This window comes from Micromonospora sp. WMMD736 (genome assembly GCF_049179015.1).
Lineage (GTDB): Bacteria > Actinomycetota > Actinomycetes > Mycobacteriales > Micromonosporaceae > Micromonospora.
Genome location: NZ_JBMHMI010000001.1, coordinates 3,607,283 through 3,627,826, shown reverse-complemented (window position 1 = coordinate 3,627,826; position 20,544 = coordinate 3,607,283). Strand labels below are relative to the sequence as shown.

Annotated in this window: 19 protein-coding genes; 8 read left to right on the top strand and 11 right to left on the bottom strand. The window is 71.9% G+C overall.

The features are described 5' to 3' along the window. Positions 1-35: 35 nt before the first annotated feature. The 3 genes from ACN269_RS15985 to ACN269_RS15975 are packed head-to-tail and all read right to left on the bottom strand — an operon-like array spanning position 36 to position 2,079. Positions 36-344, bottom strand: coding sequence for a cupin (locus tag ACN269_RS15985; RefSeq protein ID WP_266246239.1), 309 nt, complete (start codon positions 342-344; stop codon positions 36-38). Then, positions 341-1,291, bottom strand: coding sequence for an LLM class F420-dependent oxidoreductase (locus ACN269_RS15980; protein ID WP_421476371.1), 951 nt, complete (start codon positions 1,289-1,291; stop codon positions 341-343). The genes ACN269_RS15985 and ACN269_RS15980 overlap by 4 nt, the downstream gene beginning before the upstream one ends. 2 nt (positions 1,292-1,293) lie before the next feature. After that, positions 1,294-2,079 carry an ABC transporter ATP-binding protein gene (locus ACN269_RS15975; protein WP_421473195.1) on the bottom strand — a complete coding sequence of 262 codons (786 nt, stop codon included), beginning with the start codon at positions 2,077-2,079 and terminating at the stop codon, positions 1,294-1,296. A 269-nt stretch (positions 2,080-2,348) separates the two neighbouring features. Here ACN269_RS15975 and ACN269_RS15970 point away from each other — a divergent pair, with 269 nt between their 5' ends. Beyond that, positions 2,349-3,380 carry an ABC transporter substrate-binding protein gene (locus tag ACN269_RS15970; RefSeq protein WP_421473194.1) on the top strand — a complete coding sequence of 344 codons (1,032 nt, stop codon included), beginning with the start codon at positions 2,349-2,351 and terminating at the stop codon, positions 3,378-3,380. A gap of 183 nt (positions 3,381-3,563) precedes the next feature. Further along, positions 3,564-4,424, top strand: coding sequence for an ABC transporter permease (locus ACN269_RS15965; RefSeq protein ID WP_421473193.1), 861 nt, complete (start codon positions 3,564-3,566; stop codon positions 4,422-4,424). Between the two features lie 234 nt (positions 4,425-4,658). Here the strand turns inward: ACN269_RS15965 and ACN269_RS15960 are convergent, their stop codons facing one another. Then, positions 4,659-5,840 carry an ABC transporter substrate-binding protein gene (locus tag ACN269_RS15960; RefSeq protein ID WP_421473192.1) on the bottom strand — a complete coding sequence of 394 codons (1,182 nt, stop codon included), beginning with the start codon at positions 5,838-5,840 and terminating at the stop codon, positions 4,659-4,661. A 446-nt stretch (positions 5,841-6,286) separates the two neighbouring features. On the opposite strand from ACN269_RS15960, the gene ACN269_RS15955 reads away from it, so the two are divergent. The 4 genes from ACN269_RS15955 (at position 6,287) to ACN269_RS15940 (ending at position 10,951) form a co-directional block, all read left to right on the top strand. Then, complete coding sequence (locus tag ACN269_RS15955; RefSeq protein ID WP_421473191.1) at positions 6,287-9,484, top strand: nitrate- and nitrite sensing domain-containing protein; 3,198 nt, start codon at positions 6,287-6,289, stop codon at positions 9,482-9,484. Further along, positions 9,481-9,888: a roadblock/LC7 domain-containing protein gene (locus tag ACN269_RS15950; protein WP_030329975.1), complete on the top strand. Its 408-nt coding sequence runs from the start codon at positions 9,481-9,483 to the stop codon at positions 9,886-9,888. Before ACN269_RS15955 ends, ACN269_RS15950 begins: the two co-directional genes overlap by 4 nt. A 90-nt stretch (positions 9,889-9,978) precedes the next feature. Next, on the top strand, positions 9,979-10,344 hold the full coding sequence (locus ACN269_RS15945) for a DUF742 domain-containing protein (RefSeq protein ID WP_282305307.1): 366 nt from the start codon (positions 9,979-9,981) through the stop codon (positions 10,342-10,344). Continuing rightward, a complete protein-coding gene (locus ACN269_RS15940) occupies positions 10,325-10,951 on the top strand; it encodes a GTP-binding protein (RefSeq protein WP_421473190.1) in 627 nt (208 codons plus the stop codon). The genes ACN269_RS15945 and ACN269_RS15940 overlap by 20 nt, the downstream gene beginning before the upstream one ends. A 46-nt stretch (positions 10,952-10,997) precedes the next feature. Here ACN269_RS15940 and ACN269_RS15935 read toward each other — a convergent pair whose 3' ends face one another. From ACN269_RS15935 to ACN269_RS15905, 7 genes are all read right to left on the bottom strand, one after another. Next, positions 10,998-12,086, bottom strand: coding sequence for a uroporphyrinogen-III synthase (locus ACN269_RS15935; RefSeq protein ID WP_421473189.1), 1,089 nt, complete (start codon positions 12,084-12,086; stop codon positions 10,998-11,000). After that, positions 12,086-12,433, bottom strand: a complete 348-nt coding sequence (gene nirD / locus ACN269_RS15930) for a nitrite reductase small subunit NirD (protein ID WP_421476369.1) — start codon at positions 12,431-12,433, stop codon at positions 12,086-12,088. Before nirD ends, ACN269_RS15935 begins: the two co-directional genes overlap by 1 nt. 8 nt (positions 12,434-12,441) lie before the next feature. Further along, positions 12,442-14,964, bottom strand: a complete 2,523-nt coding sequence (nirB, locus tag ACN269_RS15925; protein WP_421473188.1) for a nitrite reductase large subunit NirB — start codon at positions 14,962-14,964, stop codon at positions 12,442-12,444. Further along, entirely contained in the window at positions 14,961-16,400 is a 1,440-nt protein-coding gene (locus ACN269_RS15920; protein WP_421473187.1) for an FAD-dependent oxidoreductase, read from the bottom strand. The genes nirB and ACN269_RS15920 overlap by 4 nt, the downstream gene beginning before the upstream one ends. Continuing rightward, entirely contained in the window at positions 16,397-18,526 is a 2,130-nt protein-coding gene (locus ACN269_RS15915; protein WP_421476367.1) for a molybdopterin oxidoreductase family protein, read from the bottom strand. Before ACN269_RS15915 ends, ACN269_RS15920 begins: the two co-directional genes overlap by 4 nt. Before the next feature lie 214 nt (positions 18,527-18,740). Then, the gene (locus ACN269_RS15910) at positions 18,741-18,926 is read right to left on the bottom strand and encodes a hypothetical protein (RefSeq protein ID WP_421473186.1); all 186 of its coding nucleotides are present in this window, start codon (positions 18,924-18,926) and stop codon (positions 18,741-18,743) included. Next, positions 18,923-19,240 (bottom strand): hypothetical protein, encoded by a 318-nt coding sequence (locus tag ACN269_RS15905; protein WP_421473185.1) that lies wholly within the window; start codon positions 19,238-19,240, stop codon positions 18,923-18,925. The genes ACN269_RS15910 and ACN269_RS15905 overlap by 4 nt, the downstream gene beginning before the upstream one ends. Before the next feature lie 263 nt (positions 19,241-19,503). Here ACN269_RS15905 and ACN269_RS15900 point away from each other — a divergent pair, with 263 nt between their 5' ends. Together ACN269_RS15900 and ACN269_RS15895 are read left to right on the top strand one after the other, a co-directional pair. Next, complete coding sequence (locus ACN269_RS15900; protein ID WP_421473184.1) at positions 19,504-20,271, top strand: helix-turn-helix domain-containing protein; 768 nt, start codon at positions 19,504-19,506, stop codon at positions 20,269-20,271. Beyond that, the gene (locus tag ACN269_RS15895; protein ID WP_421473183.1) at positions 20,262-20,459 is read left to right on the top strand and encodes a DUF397 domain-containing protein; all 198 of its coding nucleotides are present in this window, start codon (positions 20,262-20,264) and stop codon (positions 20,457-20,459) included. The genes ACN269_RS15900 and ACN269_RS15895 overlap by 10 nt, the downstream gene beginning before the upstream one ends. The last annotated feature ends 85 nt before the right edge of the window (positions 20,460-20,544 follow it).

The window sequence follows — 20,544 nt, the reverse complement described above, 5'->3', positions numbered from 1 at the left end:
CGCGCCGCGCGACGCGCCGGTGGCGATCGGCGGGTCTACTTGAGTTCGACCAGCCGGGCCAGGTATGTCGTGTCCCCGACATTGGTGAGCATGTGTACCGCGCCGGGGTCGCGGTACACGACACCGCCGGTGGGCTCGTCGGCGTCGATCCGGGTCCCGTCGATCGTCTGCACGACGTTCTTCGCGCCCTGGATCGCCACCACCAGGTAGGGGTGGTCGTGCCGGTGCAGGGGCTGGCGCTCACCCGGCTCGAGTCGGATGTGCCAGACCCGGACCCGGTCGTTCTCGTACACGATCTCCTGGCCCACGGGCCCGAGTTCGGTGCCGTCGATCACATCGGTCATCGTCCACCGTCCAGTTGGGGGAGCACCTCGGCGGCGATCAGCTCGAGGTGGTCGAGGTCGTCGAGGTCGGTGAGGCGCAGGTGCACCCGGCCCGCGCCGATCTCGGCGAACTCGCCGATCCGCTGCACCAGCTGTGCCGGCGAGCCGACCACCGGGTCCTCCGGCGGCAGTGCGCTCTTCTCGTGCAGGGGCGCGGCCCGTCGGGCGGCCTCCGCGTCGGTACGCCCGATGGCCACCACGATGCCGGCGGAGAGCACCAGCGGCGCTCGCCCGGTCTCGGCCCGACCCGTGCGGTCGCACGCCTCCCGTACGCGGTCGTACGCCTCGGCGGTCTCGGCCACGGACTTGAACGGCATGTTGAACTCGTCGGCGTACCGGGCGGCCAGCTCGGGGGTGCGCTTGGGGCCGCGTCCGCCCACGATGATCGGCGGGCCGGGGACCTGCGCCGGTTTGGGTAGCGCGGGCGCGTCCACCAGCCGGTAGTGGTCACCGGTGAAGCTGTACGTCTCACCCAGCGGGGTGGACCACAGCCCGGTGATCACCTCGAGCTGCTCGGCCAGCCGGTCGAAGCGCTCCCCGACGGCCGGGAACGGGATGCCGTACGAGGTGTGCTCGCGCTGGTACCAGCCGGCGCCGATGCCGAGGTCGACCCGGCCGCCGCTCATCTGGTCGACCTGCGCGACCAGCACGGCGAGGGGGCCGGGCAGCCGGAAGGTGGCCGACGTCACCAGCGTGCCGAGCCGGATCCGTTCGGTCTCCCGGGCCAGCGCGGCCAGGGTCAGCCAGGCGTCCGTCGGGCCGGGCAGGCCGGGGTCGTCGCCCATCGACTGGTAGTGGTCGGCCCGCAGAAATCCCTCGAAGCCACCGGCCTCGGCCAGTCGGGCGAACCGGAGCTGGGTGTCGTAGTCGGCACCCCGGTGCGGCTCGGTGAACACCGACACCCGCATGGTCATCGTCCCTCCGCGCCGGCCGTGGCCGGCTGGTCGCGTTCCATCAACAGTTCGTGCAGGTCGGCGCTGACCCGGGCGACGTCGGCGAGGTGGGCGTTGCGGCCCAGGGTGCGTGGACGGGGAATGGCCACCTCGACCACCTTGCGGATCCGGCCGGGGCGGGGGCTCAGCACGATCACCCGGTCGGCGAGCAGCACCGCCTCGTCGATCGAGTGGGTGACGAAGACGATGCTGGGCTTGTTCTCCATGTGCACGCGCTGGAGTTCGCCGGAGAGCTCCTCGCGGGTGAGCGCGTCGAGCGCGGAGAACGGCTCGTCCATCAGCATCACCCGGGGTTCGCCGATCAGCGACCGGCACAGCGACACCCGTTGCTGCATGCCGCCGGAGAGTTCGTGCGGCAGCCGCTTCTCGAATCCGGCCAGGCCGGCCACGTCGAGCAGTTCCCGGGCCCGTTCGCGGTACTTGGCGCGACTCCAGCCGAAGATCTCCACGGGCAGCAGGACGTTGTCCAGCACGCTGCGCCAGGGCAGCAGCGCCGGCTTCTGGAACAGCATGGCGATGTCGCGGCGGGGTCGGGTGATGGGCGTACCGGCAACGGTGATCTCGCCGGAGGTCAGCGGGAGCAGCCCGGCGATCAGCCGCAGCAGGGTGGACTTGCCGCAGCCCGAGCGCCCGAGGATGGCGACGAACTCGCCCTCGGCGACGTCGAGGTCGATGCCGCGTAGGGCTTCGACCTGGCCGGACCGGCCCTCGAAGGTACGCGACACCCCGGACAGTCGGATCATCTGCGGCGGACCTCCGCTGAGTGGACGGTCAGGAATCCGACAAAGGCTAGCCGTCCTGTTGACATGTCGCACCGTCCGGGGTCGTCGTCAGGTTGTTTCCGATCCGCAACCCGATACGCCTGGCGTCGCAACTGTGGGTTTCTCGTACGCTGTGCCCGCGAAGAGTCCCCTCACGATGGCGGTGCCCGGCTTGCCCCTCCCGCCGGTGCCGCCGCGACAACCCCCTCCGGTGGCCTCCGGCCCCGGTCGGAAAGGACATGGTGCTACTGATGAGAAGGCTGACCCGTACGGTCGCTACGGCCGCGCTGGCCACCGCCCTCGCCCTCGTCTCCGCCTGCAGCAGCGGGTCGGACTCGTCCGACGACGCCAAGGGCGGCAAAGACGGTGCGCTGGAGAAGGTGACCTACCTCACCTCCTTCGGCAACTTCGGCCGTGACTCCTACGCCTGGGTGGCGAAGGACAAGGGCTTCTTCAAGGAGGCCGGCTTCGACGTCGAGATCAAGGCCGGCCAGGGCACCGGCGGCGTGATCCAGACGGTCGTCGGCGGTCAGGCGGACTTCGGGCCGATCGACCTCACCGGTGGTCTGCTCCAGCTCGGCAACGGCCAGGCGAAGGACTTCACCGCCGTGGCCGCGATCCAGCAGCGCACGATGGCCGGCATCGCCACCGTCGAGGGCAAGAACATCAACTCGCCCAAGGACCTCGAGGGCAAGAAGCTCGCCGACACCCCCGGCTCCGTGGTGCGCAACCTGTTCCCGACGTACGCCCGGCTCGCCGGTGTGGACGCCAGCAAGGTGACCTGGGTCAACGGTGAGGCGCAGGCGCTGATCGGCACGCTCGCCTCCGGCTCGGTGGACGGCATCGGCCAGTTCGTCGTCGGCCAGCCGACGATCGAGGCGGTGTCCAAGAAGAAGGCCGTCATGCTGCCGTACAGCAACGTGATGCAGGACCTCTACGGCAACGTGCTGATCACCTCCAGCAAGATCGCCAAGGAGAAGCCCGAGATGGTGAAGAAGTTCACCGCGGCGCTGCTCAAGGGCCTTGAGTACAGCCTGGCGAACTCCAAGGAGGCCGGCGAGATCCTGAAGAAGAACGTCGACGCCGCCAACCCGGTGGCCGCCGCCGCCGAGCTGGACCTGATGGCCGCGTACGTGCGCTCCGGCAACTCCGGCACCGCGATCGGCACGCTGGACAGCGGCCGGGTGGCGAAGAGCATCGCGATCCTGCAGGGCGCGGGCGCGCTCAAGCAGAACATCACCCCCGAGCAGATCATCGACTTCAGCCTCGCGCCGAAGGCCTGATCGTCCGGTCGTCACCAGGGGGTACGTTCCACCGGTCTCCGGTGGGGCGTACCCCCGTCGCTTGTCGGTCCTTCGGGGCCGGCGAATCTTGTCGGCCCGCAAAGGCCGGCGAATCTTGTCGGCTCGCAAAGGCCGGCGAATCTTGTCGGCTCGAACGGGCCGGCGGACAACGAGGAGGACAAGATGACCGACGTCCGCTCAGCCGAGCCGGCGGTGACGGTGCCCCCACCCCCGGGCGTCGGCCGCCAGGCGCGTCGGGCGGGTCGGGGCGCCGGCCTGCGCGCGGGCACCGGGGCGACGCTGCTGCCCGCGGCCGGTCTCGTGGTCGCCCTGGCCGTGTGGTGGCTGGTGGCCCGGCTGGAGTTGATCCCGCCGGCCGCCCTGCCCCCGCCCGGAGGTGTGTTCAGCGCGTTCGTCGACAAGCCCGCCCAGATGTTGGAGCACACCTGGGCGACCCTGCTGGAGATCCTCATCGGCTTCGCCCTGTCGGCCGCCGCCGGGGTCCTGATCGGACTCTCCCTGGCCAGCTCCCGAGCGGTGGAGCGGATGTTTACCCCCCTGCTCGTCGCGGTGAACGCCGTGCCGAAGATCACCCTGGGTCCACTGCTTGTGGTGGCGTTGGGCTGGGGTCAGAAGCCAATCCTGACCATGGTGTTCCTGCTCTGCTTCTTTCCCATCGTGCTGTCCACCGCGACGGGGTTGACCACCACGCCGGCCGACCTGGCCGAGCTGGTCCGTTCGTGGAACGCCTCGCGTTGGCAGGCGTTCCGCAAGGTGCGGTTCCCGGCGGCGCTGCCGCAGATCTTCGTGGGACTCAAGGTGGCCATGCCGCTGGCGGCGATCGGCGCCGTGATCGGCGAGTTCCAGGCCGGTGAGAAGGGTCTGGGTTACGTCATCCTCCAGTACGCCGGCGTCGGCGACTACGCGACCGCCTGGGCAGCGATCCTGCTGGTGGCGCTGGTCAGCATCCTGCTCTACTCCGCGCTGGTGCTCGTCGAGCGGATCGCGCTGCCCTGGGTACGGGAAACCACCAGCAGCCGCTGACGGCGGCGATTGCCTACGAAGTCTTCCCGGCGGTCAGTGCGGTGGTTCGCGCGGTGGTCTGTCCGGTGCGCGCGCCGTAAGCCGGGCCAGCGGCTTGCGGCTTGCGAGATCTTGGACAGTTACCGTCGCCAGGTGACGGTAACTGTCCAAGATTGCCAGCGATGGCCGGTGAATCGGCCGTCTCGCGTCCCGCCGCTGTCCTGGCCTGCGGTAGGCCAGCACCCCCAACCCGAGCTACCCCGCCAACCGCCAACGGCCGTTGCGGGCGACCAGCGTGGTGAGCGCCTGCGGCATGAGGCCGGAGTGGTTGTCGGGCGTCATGCGGATCGGGCCGGAGAGGCCGTCGATCTGGGACGTCTCCAACACGTCGCGGATACCGTCCCGGTCGACCTTCCCCGCCGGGCCGCCGGCCCGCAGTTCGGCGTCGGCGATCAGCTGGATCGCGTCGGCGGCGAAGGAGGACGAGCCGTTGTAGCCCCCGAAGCGGGCCGTGTAGTCCTGGAACCACTGCCGCCGGGCCGCCTTCGCCGGCGTGGTGGCGATCACGTCGTCGATGACCATGGTCTGGGTGAAGACCATGGTGGCCTTCTCGGTGGCCCGGGCCGCCGCGCCGAGGAAGAGGTCGCCGGCCGCGCCCGCGTCGAAGAAGAGCGACCCGCGGAACGCGGCCTGCTGGGCGCTGGTCGCGGCGAGCGTGGCCTGCTCCGGCGGGGTCCAGACGACCAGCGCGTCGGGCTTGAGCTTGACCAGCTTGCCGACCTGCTGGCCGACCTCGGTGTCGGTGGTCTTCACCGACTCCTCGCCAGCCACCTTGATGGTGGTCTTGCCAAGTTCCCGGCGCAGCGCGAGGACGCCCTCGCGGCCGTAGTCGTCGTTGCTGGCGAGCAGGGCGACCTTGCGGACGTTCTTGCGACGCAGTTCGGTGGTGAGCGCGGAGGCGCTGTCGGCCGCGTTCGGGCCCAGCTTGAACACGTAGCGCCGGTCGGCGACCGGGCTCGAGATCGCCCCGGAAGCGGCCAGCGCAATGGTGGGAATCCGCTTCTCGTTGATGACGCCGACCGCGCCGACCGCGCATTCGCTACAACCGCCCATGACGATCGCGCTGACCCGGGAATCGCTGCTGAAGTCCGCGATGTTGCGCAGTGACTCGGCAGCGTCGGAACGGTTGTCCTTGATCCTAAGGTCGATCTTCCGGCCGTTCAGTGCTCCGGAGGAGTTCAACTGGTCTCGCTTGAGTTCCAGCGCGCGCTGGTATGCCCGGCCCATTGGTGCGGCGGCACCGGACAGCTCAAGGTCGGCGGCGATCACGATCGGACTCGTGTCCTGCTCCGCTTCGCCGAACTGGCAGCCGGTGAGCGTGGTGGCCACGAGGGCCGATGCGAGCGCCGCGATGGTCGCGGAGCGGATGGGGCTCAACTCAGTCCTCCAGGTGCGGGCGCGGGCGCTGCCCGGTCACCGCCGCTAATCCGTCCTCAGTGGAGGACGGGATCTCCTCTGCCGTACGGTGTGTGCGCGAAGCCTGCAAAACCTTGCCAATGGCCGGCGCTGTGGTCAAGCGCGGACCCCGGTTGCATTTTCGGGACGGCCATCCCACATGCTGGGGTAACGCAATGTTTGCAAAACCTCACTTTGCATACACGCGTGACCACTCTGGAGTTACATGCCCTGATCAGGGGCTTGCGGAAATGAAGGTATCAGTTGACCGGATCAAGGGTTCCGCGCCGTCCGACCGTTTCCTACCTCACTGCGGCTTCCCAAACACGATCTTCTCTGATGAAATCGCGGCCGTGCCGCGCGTGGTCCCCTCCGCTCCCGGCATGGCTAGGCGGGTCAGGCGGGGAAGAAACGACGGAGGCGATGTCGTGAGCACCGGACCGACGACCCTGCCCGCGATCGGCGGCGACACCGGACGTACGCGCCGGCGCCTGCCGAGGCTGCGGGACGCCCGGATCCGGTCCAAACTGGCGCTGATCCTGGTCGTTCCGGTGGCCGCCGTGATCGCGCTCGCCACCGTCCGACTCATCTCGATCGGCGAGGGCGCCTACGACGCGACCCGGGCCCGGTCGCTCACCGCGCTCGCCATCGACGTCAGCGCGCTGACCCAGGATCTGCAGGCCGAGCGGATGGCGGCGGCCGCCTACCTGGCCACCCCACAGCAGCCGGCCGACGCGTACAACCTGCGGGTACGCCAGACGCAGCAGCGGGTGGACGAGTATCGCGCCGAGCGTGACCGGATCGGCGAGGTGCCGGCGGCGGTGCGGGACCGGCTGACGGCGATCGACGACCACCTGGCCACCCTGGACGGCACCCGCCAGGAGGTGCTGGACCGCCGACAGATGGCGGTCGCCGAGGCGGTGCTGCGCTACGGCGTCATCCTCACCGACCTGATCAGCTACGGCGACGGGCTGGCCCAGCTGCCCGGCGACGAGAGCCTGGCGGACAGCCGCCGTGCGGTCGCCGCCTTCGCCCGCGCCAAGGCGTCCGTCGCCGAGGAGGAGGCGGTCGCCTTCACCGCGCTGACCGCCGGCCAGCTCGACCCGGAACAGTTCTCCTCCTTCGTGGCCACGCTGACCAGCCAGCAGGAGGCGCTGGTCTCCTTCTCGCTCGCCGCCGACCCCGTGCAGCGGGCCCTGGTCGACAGCACCGTCTCCGGTGACGCCGTCGGCCTCTCTGACCGGGTCGCCACCGACATCAGCCGGTCCGTCGGGCAGCGCCCGCTGGTGAGCGCGCAGGACGCCACCGCGGCCATCGGCGCGGTCAACGACCTGATGCGGTGGGCCGAGATCCAACTGCAGGACCGGCTGCTCGCCCAGGCCGACGACGCGCGTTCGGATGTCATCCGGCAGGCCGTGGTCGAGTCGATCCTGGTGCTGCTCACCCTGATCATCGCCGTGTCGCTGGCCGTGGTGCTGGCCCGGTCGCTGAACGACTCGCTGCGTCGCCTGCGCGAGGGTGCCCTCGCGGTGGCCAACCACGACCTGCCCGACGCCGTGCAGCGGCTCCAGAACATGGGCAGCGTCGGTGACGGCGGCGTGGACGAGATCGTCCGCCAGGTGCGGGACCCGATCCAGCTCAACAACCGCGACGAGGTCGGCCAGGTGGCGTCGGCCTTCAACGTCGTCCACCGGGAGGCGGTACGGGTCGCGGCCGAACAGGCCGCGCTGCGCACCAGCGTCTCGGCGATGTTCCTCAACCTGGCCCGCCGTAGTCAGACCCTGGTCGACCGGATGATCGGCGAGCTGGACGCGATCGAGCGTGGCGAGGAGGACCCGAAGCGGCTGGCTCAGCTCTTCGAGTTGGACCACCTGGCCACCCGAATGCGCCGCAACGACGAGAACCTGCTGGTCCTGGCCGGCGCCGACTCGGCCGTACCGCGCCGCGAAGACGCGCTCGTCGTCGACGTGCTGCGCGCCGCCCAGTCCGAGGTCGAGCTGTACAACCGCATCGAGTTCGGCACCGTCGACACCGACATCTCGGTGGCCGCGCACGCGGTCAACGACGTCGTACGCCTCGTCGCCGAACTGCTCGACAACGCCACCCGGTTCTCGCCGCCGAACACGACGGTCGTCGCCGACGGTCGCCGCATCCGCGACTACGTGCTGATTCAGATCGAGGACCGCGGCCTCGGCCTCACCGACGAGCAACTCGACTCGCTCAACCGTCGACTGGCCGCCCCGCCGAGCGTGGACGTCGCCGCGTTCCGGCTGATGGGTCTGGCCGTGGTGAGCCGGCTCGCGTCCCGCTACGGCATCCGGGTGGAGCTGCGCCGCAACGTCGAGGGCGGCACGGTCGCCCAGGTGACGCTGCCCGCCGCCACCGTGATCCTGCCCAGCAGCCGGGGACGCGAGCAGGCGCTCACCCGTTCGCGTCAGCCGATGGCCGTCGAGCAGACGCCGCTCACCCCGGTCAACCACGCCGAGTCGTACGCCGGCGCGACCACTGCGGCGGCGACGCTGCCGGACCAGTGGCGGAGCAACGCCCCGGCGCCGGCGCAGTGGCAGTCCCCACTGGACGCGCGGGACACCACTGCGGCCGTGCAGGCCGGTGGCTACCCCGGGGCACGTCCGACGGCGCCCCCCGCCGCCGCACCGGCAGCGCCGGCCACTCCGGCGCCGCCCGCGCAACCGTCGTACGGCAACGGCAACGGCAACGGCACCTCGGCGGGCAGCCCCACCGTGGCGTACCCGACCATCGACGCGCTGCCCCGGCGGGGCGCGGCGGCCGACACCACGGCCGCCCGGAGCGCGCCGCTGCTGCCGGTCGGGCCGGTCGCCGGGCCGGGAGCGGTCGCCCCGCCGGCGCCGCCCGCGACGCCGCTCCCGCCCGTGCAGCCCCCCGCGCCGGTCGCGTCGCCGACGCCGCCCGCACCGGTCAGCACCCGGCCGGAGTTCCCCGCCGAAGCGCCGATCTTCCGGGAGATGGAGGCGGTCTGGTTCCGGTCGCACGGCGACGACGCCACCGCCATCTTCACCCGGCCGCAGTTCGACGGGCCGCCCCCAGCTGCCGACGCCGGCACGCGGGTGACCAACGGTGCTCCGTCGAGCGCCGCGACCACGCCGGCCCGACCGCCGCTGCCCACCCGGACCCCGGGCAGTTCCGAGGGCACCGGAGCACAGAGCGTGGGAAGCATGGATGGATTCGGCACCGCGAAGACCGGCGGTCGTACCGCTTCGGCACCGACGCCGCCACCGTCCTACGCCCCACCGCAGGCTCCCGCGCCGGCCGCGCCGGCGCCTCCCACTCCGGCGGCTCCCGCGCCGGCCGCCGCGCCGCCGGCCCCGGACCCGGACGCCTGGCGGACGGCGGCCGACGAGGGGTGGACGCTGGCCAGTCGGGCCGCCGAGCCGGCCCCCGCCGGCACCACCCGCTCGGGTCTGCCGAAGCGGGTGCCACAGGCGCAGCTCGTGCCGGGTGGTATCGAACCGAAGGCTGGCCGGGACCGCAGCCGGCGGACGCCCGACGAAGTACGCGGCCTGTTGTCGGCCTACCACCGTGGCGTGCAACGCGGTAGGTCGGCTGGTACGGACCTGAACAGCACCTCGACCAAGGAGAGCCGATGAACAGGCCAGCTGCCATGCAGGACATGGGTTGGCTGCTCACCAACTTCGCCGACAGCGTGGCCGGTATCGCCCACGTGGTGGCGGTGTCCGCCGACGGGCTGCTGCTCGCGTCCTCCCGGGACCTGCCGGCGGACCGGGCAGATCAGCTCGCCGCGATCACCTCCGGCGTGGTGAGCCTGACCGAGGGCGCGGCCCGGATGTTCAGCGCCGGCGGTGTGTTGCAGACCGTCATCGAGATGGACAGCGGTTACCTGTTCCTCATGTCGATCAGCGACGGCTCGTCGATGGCCGTGCTGGCCGCGCGGAGCTGCGACGTGGGCCAGGTGGGCTACGAGATGGCGCTGCTGGTGGAACGGGTGGGCGCCGCGCTGGTGCCGCTGCCCCGGGACGCGGTGCGCTCCTAGTGCCACAGTCCGGCACGCGGACCGCGCGCCGGAGCAGGGAGGGGGAGGCGGCGTGTACCGGCTCCACGGGAGACGAGGAGGTGATCGGGGATGGACCAACGACGTGTTGACCCGCGGGGCGCGTTGGTGCGTCCGTACGCGGTCACCCGTGGTCGTACCGAACCCCGGCAGGACATCGCTCTCGAGGCGGTCCTCACCTCCTCTCCCACCCAGGTTGCCGAGTCCCGTTTCGCGGGGCACGACAAGCACCGAATCGCCACGGTCTGCGAAGGCCGTGCACAGTCGCTGGCGGAGATCGCCGCGTACACCCGGATGCCGCTGGGCGTCGCCCGGGTGCTGGTCGCCGACATGGTGGCCGAGAGCCTGCTGACGTTACACACTGCTGCTCCCGCCGAGGGGTTCGAGGAGCGGATGGAACTGCTTGGAAGGGTGCTAAGTGGACTTCGCAGGCTATGACCCCGCTGGGGGGCGGCAGCCGAGCCGGGGAATCGTCTCCGCGAAGATCGTTGTCGCGGGCGGTTTCGGCGTCGGCAAGACGACCCTGGTCGGCTCGATCTCCGAGATCACGCCGTTGACGACCGAGGCGGTGATGACCGCTGCCGGCGTCGGCATCGACGACCCGTCCAAGGTGCCCGGCAAGGAGACCACCACGGTCGCCATGGACTTCGGCCGTATCACCATGGCCCAGGACCTGATCCTGTACCTGTTCGGTACGCCGGGTCAGACCCGCTTCTGGTTCATGTGGGACGAGATCATCCGAGGGGCGGTGGGCGCCGCCGTGCTGGTGGACACCCGCCGGATCACGGACGCGTTCGCCCCGCTGGACTACTTCGAGAACCGGAACCTGCCGTACGTGGTGGCGCTGAACAACTTCGACGGCGCTCCCCAGTACGAGGTGGAGGAAATCCGCGAGGCGCTGGCCATCTCGCCGCAGGTGCCGCTGGTGATGACCGACGCCCGGCAGCGGGATTCGGTCAAGCAGGTGCTGGTGACGGTCGTCGAGCACGCCATGCTCCGCCTCCAGGCCGAGCACGGCCGGGGCTTCCCCACGCCGGTCGGCTGAACCGTACGGGTCACGGCCGGCTGGCGACAGCCGGCCGTGGCGCGTTTCAGTCGACCCGGAGCCGGTAGCCGCGCTTCACCACGGTCTGCACCACCCGGGGCGCGTGCAGACCGGCACGCAGCCGGGCCACCGCCATCTCCACGGCGTGCTCGTCGGCGCCCCGCGGCAGGGTCCGCAGCAGGGCGGTACGCGACAGCACCCGGCCCGGGGACTGCGCTAGCGCCCGCAGTACCGCCATCGGCGCGGGGGCGAGGGGCCGCAACTCGCCGTCGATCACCGCGGCGTGCCCGCGCAACGTGAGCAGGTGGCCGCCGGCCTTGAACGTCACGGTCCGCCGGGGCAGCTCGTCGACGATGGTGCGGACCAGGGCGCCCAGCCGGGCGCGGCCGGGCGCGCTCACCGGCACCCCGAGCCGGAGCAGCGGCTCGGCGGTCACCGCGCCGACGCAGCTGGCCAGCACGTCGGTGCGGAACGCGGACACCACCGCGTCGGTACGGTCGCCGGCGGCCCGCAGCAGCGCCTCGACCGCCGGCGCGGAGGTGAACGTCACCGCGTCCACCAGCCGGCCGGCGATCAGGTCGATCAGCCGGTGCAGCGGCGCCGGGTCCGTCGGTGGCGCCCAGCGGTAGACCGGCACCTCGATCACCGTGGCGCCGGCCGCCTCCAGCGCGAGGGTGCACTCGGGCTGGCGCTCACCGTGCAGCTGCATGGCGATCACCTGCCCGGCCACCCCCCGTCGACGCAGGTGGTCGACCACCTCGTCGCAGCTCTCCGACGCCGGTGACCACTGGTCGTGCAGGCCGGCCGCCCGGATCGCGCCGCGCGCCTTCGGACCCCGGGCGACGACGTACGAGCTGGCGAGCACCGAACGCAGCGGCTCGGCCAGCCCCCAGCCCTCGGCCGCCTCCAGCCACCCGCGCATCCCGATGCCGGTGTTGGCCATCAGGATGTCGGGTGGCTGGTCGAGGCAGGCGCGGGTCGCTTCGCGCAGTTCGCTGTCGTCGGACAGCGGCACGATCCGCAGCGCCGGGGCGAGCACCACACGTGCGCCCCGGCGTTCGAGCAGCGCGGCCAACTCGTCGCGCCGCCGGTCGGCGGTCACCCCGATGGTGAAGCCGGCCAGTTCTTCCCGCATCAGCCCTCCCGTCGCAACCGCACTTCGACGACCCCGTCATGGCAGCGCGTGTCGTGCCGGGCCACCGTCACCCCGGGCAGGTCGAGGCACTCGCCGGTGCGCAGGTCGTACACCTGCTTGTGCAGCGGCGACGCGACCGTCGGCACGCCGCCACGGCTGCCCACGATGCCCCGGGACAGCACGTACGCGCCGGTCACCGGGTCACGGTTGTCGATCGCGAACAGCCCGTCCACGGTGTGGAAGAGAGCCACCTGCACACCGTCGACCAGGGCGGCGACACCCCGCTCCGGTTCCAGCCGGTCGAGGGGGCAGACCGCCGTCCAGCCGAGGGTGGTCATGGTGGTCATCGTGATGCTCATCGCCGTACCTCCGGAAGGCCGAGCGTGACGGGACGACGGCCGTGGCCGCCGGATGGGGTGTCGCCGCGCGCCGGCACCGGCTGGCCGCGCTCCACGGCGAAGGTGATCGACGGGTCGGGCACGTCGGGGGCGTTGACGAAGGAGGTGTAGCGGCGCAACCGCTCCGGGTCGTCCAGCACGTCGCGCCACTCGTCCGAGTACGACGCCACGTGCCGAGCCATGGCCGCGTCGAGGTCGGCGCAGATGCCCAGCGAGTCGTCCACGATCACGGCCCGCAGGTGGTCCAGCCCGCCGTCCATGGCCTCGATCCAGCCGGCCGTGCGTTGCAGCCGGTCGGCGGTGCGGATGTAGTAGATGAGGAAGCGGTCGATGAGGGTGACCAGTTCGTCGGTGGACAAATCAGTGGCGAACAGGTCGGCGTGCCGGGGCCGGAAGCCGCCGTTGCCGCCGACGTAGAGGTTCCAACCCGTCTCGGTGGCGATGATGCCGAAGTCCTTGCTGCGGGCCTCGGCGCACTCGCGGGCGCAGCCGGAGACCGCCGACTTGAGCTTGTGCGGTGCGCGCAGCCCGCGGTAGCGCAGCTCCAGCGCCACGGCCAACCCCACCGAGTCCTGTACGCCGTAGCGGCACCAGGTCTCGCCGACGCAGGACTTCACCGTGCGCAGCGCCTTGCCGTACGCGTGCCCGGATTCGAAGCCGGCATCGACCAGGCGCCGCCAGATCTGCGGTAGCTGCTCCACCCGCGCCCCGAACAGGTCGATCCGCTGCCCGCCGGTGATCTTCGTGTAGAGCTGGAAGTCCCGGGCCACCTCGCCGATCACGATCAGCTTCTCCGGGGTGATCTCACCGCCGGGGATGCGGGGCACCACCGAGTAGCTGCCGTCACGTTGCAGGTTGGCCAGGAAGTGGTCGTTGGTGTCCTGCAACGACGCCTGCTCGCCGTCCAGCACGTGCCCGTTGCCCAGCGAGGCGAGGATCGAGGCCACCACGGGCTTGCAGATGTCGCAGCCGCGTCCCCGGCCGTGCTCGGCGACCAGCCGGGAGAAGGTGCGGATGCCGCGTACGCGCACGATCTCGAACAGCTCGCGGCGGCTCACGTCGAAGTGTTCGCACAGCGCCGTGGACTGGGCCACCCCGGCCGCGTCCAGGAGCTGCTTGAGCATCGGCACGCAGGAGCCGCAGCTCGTGCCGGCCCTGGTGCACGCCTTCAACGACGGCACGTCCGAGCAGCCACCGGCGATGGCGGCGTCCACGTCGCCACGGGTCACCGCGTTGCAGGAGCAGACCTGCGCGCTTTCGGGCAGCGTCCCGGCGTCCGCGCCGCCACCATCCGGAGCGAGCAGAGCCAGCGGTGCGGCCGGCAGCGGACCACCCACGCTGGCCCGCAGCGTCGGGTACGCGCTGGCGTCGCCCACCAGCACCCCACCGAGCAGGGTGCGCGCGTCGTCGGAGAGGACCAGCTTGGCATACACCCGGGTGGCCGGGTCGGTGAACGTGACGTCCAGGCAGCCCTCGGTGGTGCCGTGCGCGTCGCCGAACGACGCCACGTCCACCCCGAGCAGCTTCAGCTTCGTGGCGGTGTCCGCGCCCGGGAACGTCGCCGCGCCGCCGACCAGCCGGTCGGCGACCACCTCGGCCGTCGCGTAGCCCGGGGCCACCAGACCGTGGCAGATGCCGTCGACCGCCGCGCACTCGCCGACGGCCCACACCCGCTCGTCGGCGGTGCGGCAGGTCTCGTCGACCAGCACCCCACCGCGCGGACCCATCGGCAGGCCGGCGGCCCGCGCCAGCTCGTCGCGAGGCCGGATACCGGCGGCCACCACGACCAGTTCGGCGTCGACCACCCGGCCGTCGGACAGCTCCAACGCGGTCACCGCGCCGTCGGCCCCCGCGCGGATCGCCGTGGTGGCGACCCCAAGATGGGTACGCACCCCAAGGTCCTGGACGTAGCGGCGCAGCATCGCGCCACCGGCCTGGTCCACCTGCACCGGCATCAGCCGAGGCGCGAACTCGATCACGTCGGTGCTCAGGCCGAGCAGGCGCAGGGCGTTCGCCGCCTCCAGCCCGAGCAGCCCGCCGCCGATCACCGCGCCGACCCGCCGGCCGGCGGCGTACGCCCGGATCGCCGCCAGGTCGTCGAGCGTCCGGTAGACGAAGACGCCGGGCAGGTCGGCCCCGGGCACCGGCGGCACGAACGGGTACGAACCGGTGGCCAGCACCAGCGCGTCGTAGTGGTACTCGCCCTCGGCGGTGCGCACCACCCGCCGGTTTCGGTCGATGGCGGTGGCCGGCTCACCGAGGCGCAGCCGCACCCCGTCGTCCGGGGTGTGCACGTTCAGTTCCTCTTCGCTCACCCCGTCGAAGTACGCCGAGAGACGCACCCGGTCGTACGCCGGACGCCTCTCCTCGGCCAGGACCGTCACCCGCCAGTGACCCTGCGGGTCGCGGGCGCGCAGCGCGTCGACGAAGCGCTGCCCCACCATGCCGTTGCCGACGACGACCAGGTCTGCGCCGCTCATCGCGTCACCTCCACCGATTCCGCTTCGGACAGCCAGTCGACGATGCCGCCGACCGCGTCGCGGCATCCGCCGCATCCCGTGCCGGCCCGGGTGCCCGCCACCACCGCGTCGACCGTCCGCGCGCCGGAGCGCCAGCAGCGCACCAGCGCGCCCTTGGTCACGGTGTTGCACTGGCAGACGACGGCCGCATCCGGCATCAGCGCCGGTGACGCGCTCGGCGTCGAGACGGCCCCGCCGAGCGCCCGGCCGAGGAGCAGGGCCCGCCGGTCGGCCGGTACCGGGTGGCCCCGGTCGAACAGTTGGATCACCGTGCCGATCGCCGGGTTGTCGCCGAGCAGGATCGCGCCGATCAACCGCTCGTCCCGGATGCGCAGCCGGGCGTACGTGCCCCGGGTCGGGTCGGTGAACGTCAGCTCCTCGCCCGGCGCGCCGCCGACCGCCTCGCCCATCGCGGCCAGGTCGATCCCGGACGCCTTGAGCCGGGTCACCACCGGGCGGGGCCGGTACCGGGCCAGCGGGTCGGTGCCGGTCAACACGTCGGCGAGCACCCGGGCCTGGGCCCATGCGGGCGCGACCAGTCCGGTGAGCGTCCCGTCGTGCTCGGCGCAGTCGCCGAGCGCCGAGATGGACCGGTCGCTGGTGCGCAGCCGGTCGTCCACCACCACGCCACGGCGCACGTTCAGCCCGGCGGCCTGCGCGAGGGCGACGTCCGGGCGTACCCCGCAGGAGAGCACCAGCAGGTCGGCGTGCAGCGACCGGCCGTCGGCCAGGTCGAGTCGGACGCCGCTGTCGTCCGCCGCCACTGCGGTGGCGGGCACCCCGAGCTGGATCGCGACGCCGAGCCCGGCGAGCGTGCCGGCCAGCACCGTGCCGGCCGCCGGATCGAGCTGCCGTTCCATGAGGTGGTTGGTCGGGTGCACCACGGTGGTGGCCAGTCCGCGCGTGGCCAGGCCCCGGGCGGCCTCCAACCCGAGCAGCCCGCCGCCGAGCACGATCGCGCTGCGTGCGTCGCGCGCCACGGCCAGGATGCGGCGGCAGTCGTCCAGGGTGCGGAAGGGGACGACCCGCCGGGGCAGGTCGGCCGGGTCGAGGCCGGGCAGGGGCGGCACCACCGCCCGCGCGCCGGTGGCCAGCACCAGGTGGTCGTAGCCGATCCGCTCACCGTCGGCGGTACGGACCTCACGGGCCGCGGCGTCCACCGCGGCGACCGTGACGCCGGAGCGCAGGTCGATGCCGTGCCCGGCGGCCTCGGTCAGCTCCACGTCCGGTTCGTCGATGCGGCCCGCCAGCAGGGTGGACAGCATGATCCGGTTGTACGCGCGGTGCGGTTCCGCCCCGAGGACGGTGACCTTGCGCTCGTCCCCGCGGGCGTGCAGCTCGGCCGCGAGCCGGGCACCGGCCATGCCGTTACCGACGATCACCACCCGGGCGGTCATGCCTTCTCCACCCGGACCGCGCAGATCTTGAATTCGGGCATCCCGGAGATCGGGTCCACCGCGTCGTTGGTCACCGAGTTGGCCCGCCCGGCGCCCGGCCAGTGAAACGGCGCGAAGACCGTGTCCGGCCGGATACCCGCGCTGAGCCGGGCCGGGGCACGTAGCTCACCACGGCGGGACGTGACCCGCACCGGGTCGCCGTCGTCGATGCCCAGGCGGGCGGCCAGGTCGGGGTGCAGCTCGACGAACGCCTCGGCCGCGGCGCGACGCAGCGCCGGCACGCGGCGGGTCTGCGTGCCGGACTGGTACTGGGCCAGCACCCGCCCGGTGGTGAAGTGCAGCGGGTACGTGGCGCACACCTCCTCGGCGGCGGGCCGGTGATCGACGGCGTGGAACCGGGCCCGGCCGTCCGGCGTGGCGAACCGGTCGGCGAAGAGCCGTGGTGTGTCCGGACCTTCCTCCGTCGGGCAGGGCCAGTAGACGCCGTCGTGGGCGTCGATCCGTTGCCAACTGATGCCGGCGTAGTCGGCGGCCCCACCGGCGGAGGCGCGGCGCAGCTCGGCGAAGACGGTGCCCGGGTCGGCCGGAAACCGGGCCGCCGCAACGGCTTCCGGTCGCGCGGCGGCCGGTGCGGTGCCGGCCGGTGCGGTGCCGGCCGGTGCGGTGCTTGTTGGTGCGGTGCCGGCCGGTTCTGCGCCGGGTGCTTCGGCGGCTGCCAGCCTCGCGGCCAGGTCGGCGAGGATGGCCAGGTCGGTGCGGACGTCCGGCGGCGGTGGGCGCAGCGCGCGCCGACGCAGCACCCGCCCCTCCAGGTTGGTCATCGTGCCGTCCTCCTCGGCCCACTGCGCGGTGGGCAGCACCACGTCGGCCAGCGCTGCCGTCTCGGAGAGCAACAGGTCGGCGACGACCAGCAGGTCGAGGTCGCGCAGCCGGCCCTCGATCCGCGCGGCCCGGGGAGCGGAGACCACCGGGTTCGAGCCGAACACCAGCAGCGCCCGGGGACCGTCGGCGGTGCCGAGCGAGTCGAGTAGCTGGTACGCCGGCACGCCGGGGCCGGGCAGCTCGTCGGCCCGTACGCCCCAGACGCCCGCGACGTGCTCCCGGGCCGCCGGATCGTCGATCTTGCGATAGCCGGGCAGCTGGTCGGCCTTCTGTCCGTGCTCCCGCCCGCCCTGACCGTTGCCCTGGCCGGTGAGGCAGCCGTACCCGGAGCCGGGGCGGCCCGGCAGGCCCAGGGCGAGGGCCAGGTTGACGTACGCGGTGACGGTGTCGACGCCCTTGGCGTGCTGCTCGGCTCCCCGCGCGGTCAGGATGATCACCCGGCCACCGGTGCCCAGCGCGCGGGCGGTCGCCTCGAGATCGGCCACCGGCACCCCGGAGAGCTGTTCCGCGCGGGCCGGCCACCAGGCGGCGACGCTGCGGCGGACCGCGTCGAAGCCGGTGGTGCGCTCGGCCACGTACGCCTGATCGACCCAGCCCTCGGTGAGCGCGATGTGCAGCAGCGCGTTCGCCACCGCGAGGTCGGTGCCGGGCAGCGGTTGCAGGTGCAGGTCGGCCTGGCGGGCGGTGGCGGTGACGCGGGGGTCGACGACGATGAGCTTCCCGCCGCCCTGGCGTTGCTCGGTGAGCCAACGCACCAGCGGCGGCATGGTCTCCGCCGGGTTGGCGCCGACCAGCAGCAGCGTGTCGGCCCGGCCCAGGTCGGCCAGGGGGAACGGAAGCCCCCGGTCGATGCCGAAGGCGCGCATCCCGGCGGCGGCCGCCGAGGACATGCAGAACCGTCCGTTGTAGTCGATGTTGCGGGTACGCAGCGCGATGCGGGCGAACTTCCCCAGCGCGTACGCCTTCTCGTTGGTCAGCCCGCCGCCGCCGAAGACGGCGACCGCGTCCCGACCGGAGCTGTCCTGGATGGCGCGTACGCCGGTGGCGACCCGGTCCAGCGCGGCGTCCCACGTCGCCGGGCGCAGCTCGCCGCTGGCCGGGTCACGTACGAGCGGGGTGGTCAGCCGGTCCGGGTGGTCGAGCAGTTCGGCGGAGGTCCAACCCTTCTGGCACAGCCCACCCCGGTTGGTGGGGAACTGGCGGGGAAGCACGCTCACCCCGGCGTCGTCCTCGCGCAGGGTCATGCCGCACTGGAGGGCGCAGTACGGGCAGTGCGTCGCCACCTCCCGGAGCGTCCGCCCCGGTCGAGTTGCCGGCCGTGCACCGTCTGTCATGTCGGCAAAGCGTGCCGCCGGGCAGTTTCCAGTCCGGGTCCCTTCTGTTTCGGTCCTGTCAAGTGGGCCTCACACCGCACCAAAGCAACGGGCGTGACGGGTAGGTGCCGGCGGTGACCGACAATCACCCGTCCAGGTCGGCGCGGTTCGGTCGGCGGGACAGCGACAGCCAGCCCGGAAACCGGGCGTGAAGTGCCCCCAGGTCAGGACGGAGGCCCAGGGCGTACAGGTCGTCAAGCGCGTCGTGCAGGTTCGCTGCCAGGTAGAACGCCAGGGCGATCGAATGGTGCGGGCGAGGTCGGAGGGTCATCGAACACGCACCGGACCGCGCCTGACGGGAGTGCGGGCGGTCGAGTGCCGGGCCGCCGGAGCGGACGTGTCCACCCAGATCAGGCCCCCGGGCATCACGAACAGGGACCGACGCGCGACCGCGTCGCCATTCCGGGCCAGCTGGTAAGCGTCGATCCACAGCCACCCGTGGTACGTCGGCCAGTCGCGCACGCGTATCACGCTGACGAAGATCGGGCGCAGGAACTGCACACTCGCGGCACGCGTCAGGTGCAGGACGTCGCCCGCGTGCGGCTTCCGCGGTGTGGGTCTCTGATCCGGCGGCCTGTCCGGCACGGTGCTCTCCCCCTGATCATCACGGTGGAAAGGGGCCGCCCCGCAATGCCTACCCGTTCAGATCTTGGACAGTTATCGTCCCCTGAGGACGGTAACTGTCCAAGATCTGAACAGGCCAGGGCGACTCCCGATGCGAACGCGCCCGCCGGGTTCGGGTCCCTACCGGCCGCGCCGCCTGGTCTCACCTTGCGGGCGGTGATGGGACAAGAACAGCCCGTAGCGATATGGTCACGAGACATTCCGCGCATCCGGTGAGGGAAGTCGTGAACGATGCGCTACGCGCCGCGCTAGCAGAGACGGGGCATTCCATTGAGTCCCTGGCAGGGCTGGTCGGGGTCGATCGGAAGACGGTCGCGCGCTGGCTGAACCACGACCACATTCCTCATCCCCGACACCGGACAGCGGCGGCGAGTGCGCTCCGACGGCCCATAGGGGACATCTGGCCGGACACTTCAAGACGCCGCGAGCCAATTTGGTTCCGACCATGGCAAGAGATTGAGCGCGAGGCGATCTCGCTGCGGTCGTTTCAGTCGACAGTTCTCCCCGGCCTGCTCCAGACCGAGGCATATGCCCGCGCCGTGCTCGCCGGAGCCGACGTCATCGCCCGCAGTGACGTCGAGCGACACCTGGCCTCACGGCTCGCCCGGCAGAGCATCCTGACCCGTGAAGACCCGCCACACTTCACCGCCGTTGTCGACGAAGCCGTGTTGCGGCGGCCAGTCGGTGGACGCGCCACCATGCGTGAGCAGGTACGGGCCCTCGTCACCGCGTGCGAGGCCCCGCACGTCCGTGTGCACATCGTCCCCTCTACCGTCGGCGCGTACGCTGGCCTGAACGGTCCCTTCGTGATCGCTGTGGGGCCCGAGCATCGGATTGCCGGCTACCTCGACAATCAGCTTCAGGGGCAGGTCGTTACCGGTGCCGAAGACATCGCGGCGATGCTGGCCGCGTGGGAGAACGTGCGCGGTGAGGCGTTGTCCCACTGGCAATCCGTCGACCTACTCACGGAGATGGCGAAGACATGGAACTGACCGGTGCGCAGTGGCGCAAGAGCACCCGCAGCAGCGGCAATGGCGGCGACTGCGTCGAGGTTGCGGACAACCTGCCCGGCATCGTCGGTGTGCGGGACTCCAAGGACCCGGCGGGGCCGGTGTTGGTCTTCGGACCCGCGGCTTGGCGGGCGTTCGTCGGAATGGCGAAGGCACACGACCCGGCCTGAACGGCTACAGCACGACGGCCCCCGGCTCGCCGGGGGCTGTCGCGTGTCCGGGGTCGGCGGCGTCGACCCATCGGCGCTTATAATG

Excerpts from the sequence above, each read along its gene's own strand:
- ACN269_RS15920 (WP_421473187.1), bottom strand. The coding sequence starts at position 16,400 with ATGACCGCCCGGGTGGTGATCGTCGGTAACGGCATGGCCGGTGCCCGG.
- ACN269_RS15965 (WP_421473193.1), top strand. The coding sequence starts at position 3,564 with ATGACCGACGTCCGCTCAGCCGAGCCGGCGGTGACGGTGCCCCCACCC.
- nirB (WP_421473188.1), bottom strand. The coding sequence starts at position 14,964 with ATGAGCGGCGCAGACCTGGTCGTCGTCGGCAACGGCATGGTGGGGCAG.
- ACN269_RS15980 (WP_421476371.1), bottom strand. The coding sequence starts at position 1,291 with ATGCGGGTGTCGGTGTTCACCGAGCCGCACCGGGGTGCCGACTACGAC.
- ACN269_RS15985 (WP_266246239.1), bottom strand. The coding sequence starts at position 344 with ATGACCGATGTGATCGACGGCACCGAACTCGGGCCCGTGGGCCAGGAG.
- ACN269_RS15895 (WP_421473183.1), top strand. The coding sequence starts at position 20,262 with ATGGAACTGACCGGTGCGCAGTGGCGCAAGAGCACCCGCAGCAGCGGC.
- ACN269_RS15975 (WP_421473195.1), bottom strand. The coding sequence starts at position 2,079 with ATGATCCGACTGTCCGGGGTGTCGCGTACCTTCGAGGGCCGGTCCGGC.
- ACN269_RS15945 (WP_282305307.1), top strand. The coding sequence starts at position 9,979 with ATGGACCAACGACGTGTTGACCCGCGGGGCGCGTTGGTGCGTCCGTAC.
- ACN269_RS15910 (WP_421473186.1), bottom strand. The coding sequence starts at position 18,926 with ATGACCCTCCGACCTCGCCCGCACCATTCGATCGCCCTGGCGTTCTAC.
- ACN269_RS15950 (WP_030329975.1), top strand. The coding sequence starts at position 9,481 with ATGAACAGGCCAGCTGCCATGCAGGACATGGGTTGGCTGCTCACCAAC.
- ACN269_RS15970 (WP_421473194.1), top strand. The coding sequence starts at position 2,349 with ATGAGAAGGCTGACCCGTACGGTCGCTACGGCCGCGCTGGCCACCGCC.
- nirD (WP_421476369.1), bottom strand. The coding sequence starts at position 12,433 with ATGACCACCATGACCACCCTCGGCTGGACGGCGGTCTGCCCCCTCGAC.
- ACN269_RS15935 (WP_421473189.1), bottom strand. The coding sequence starts at position 12,086 with ATGCGGGAAGAACTGGCCGGCTTCACCATCGGGGTGACCGCCGACCGG.
- ACN269_RS15915 (WP_421476367.1), bottom strand. The coding sequence starts at position 18,526 with ATGACCCTGCGCGAGGACGACGCCGGGGTGAGCGTGCTTCCCCGCCAG.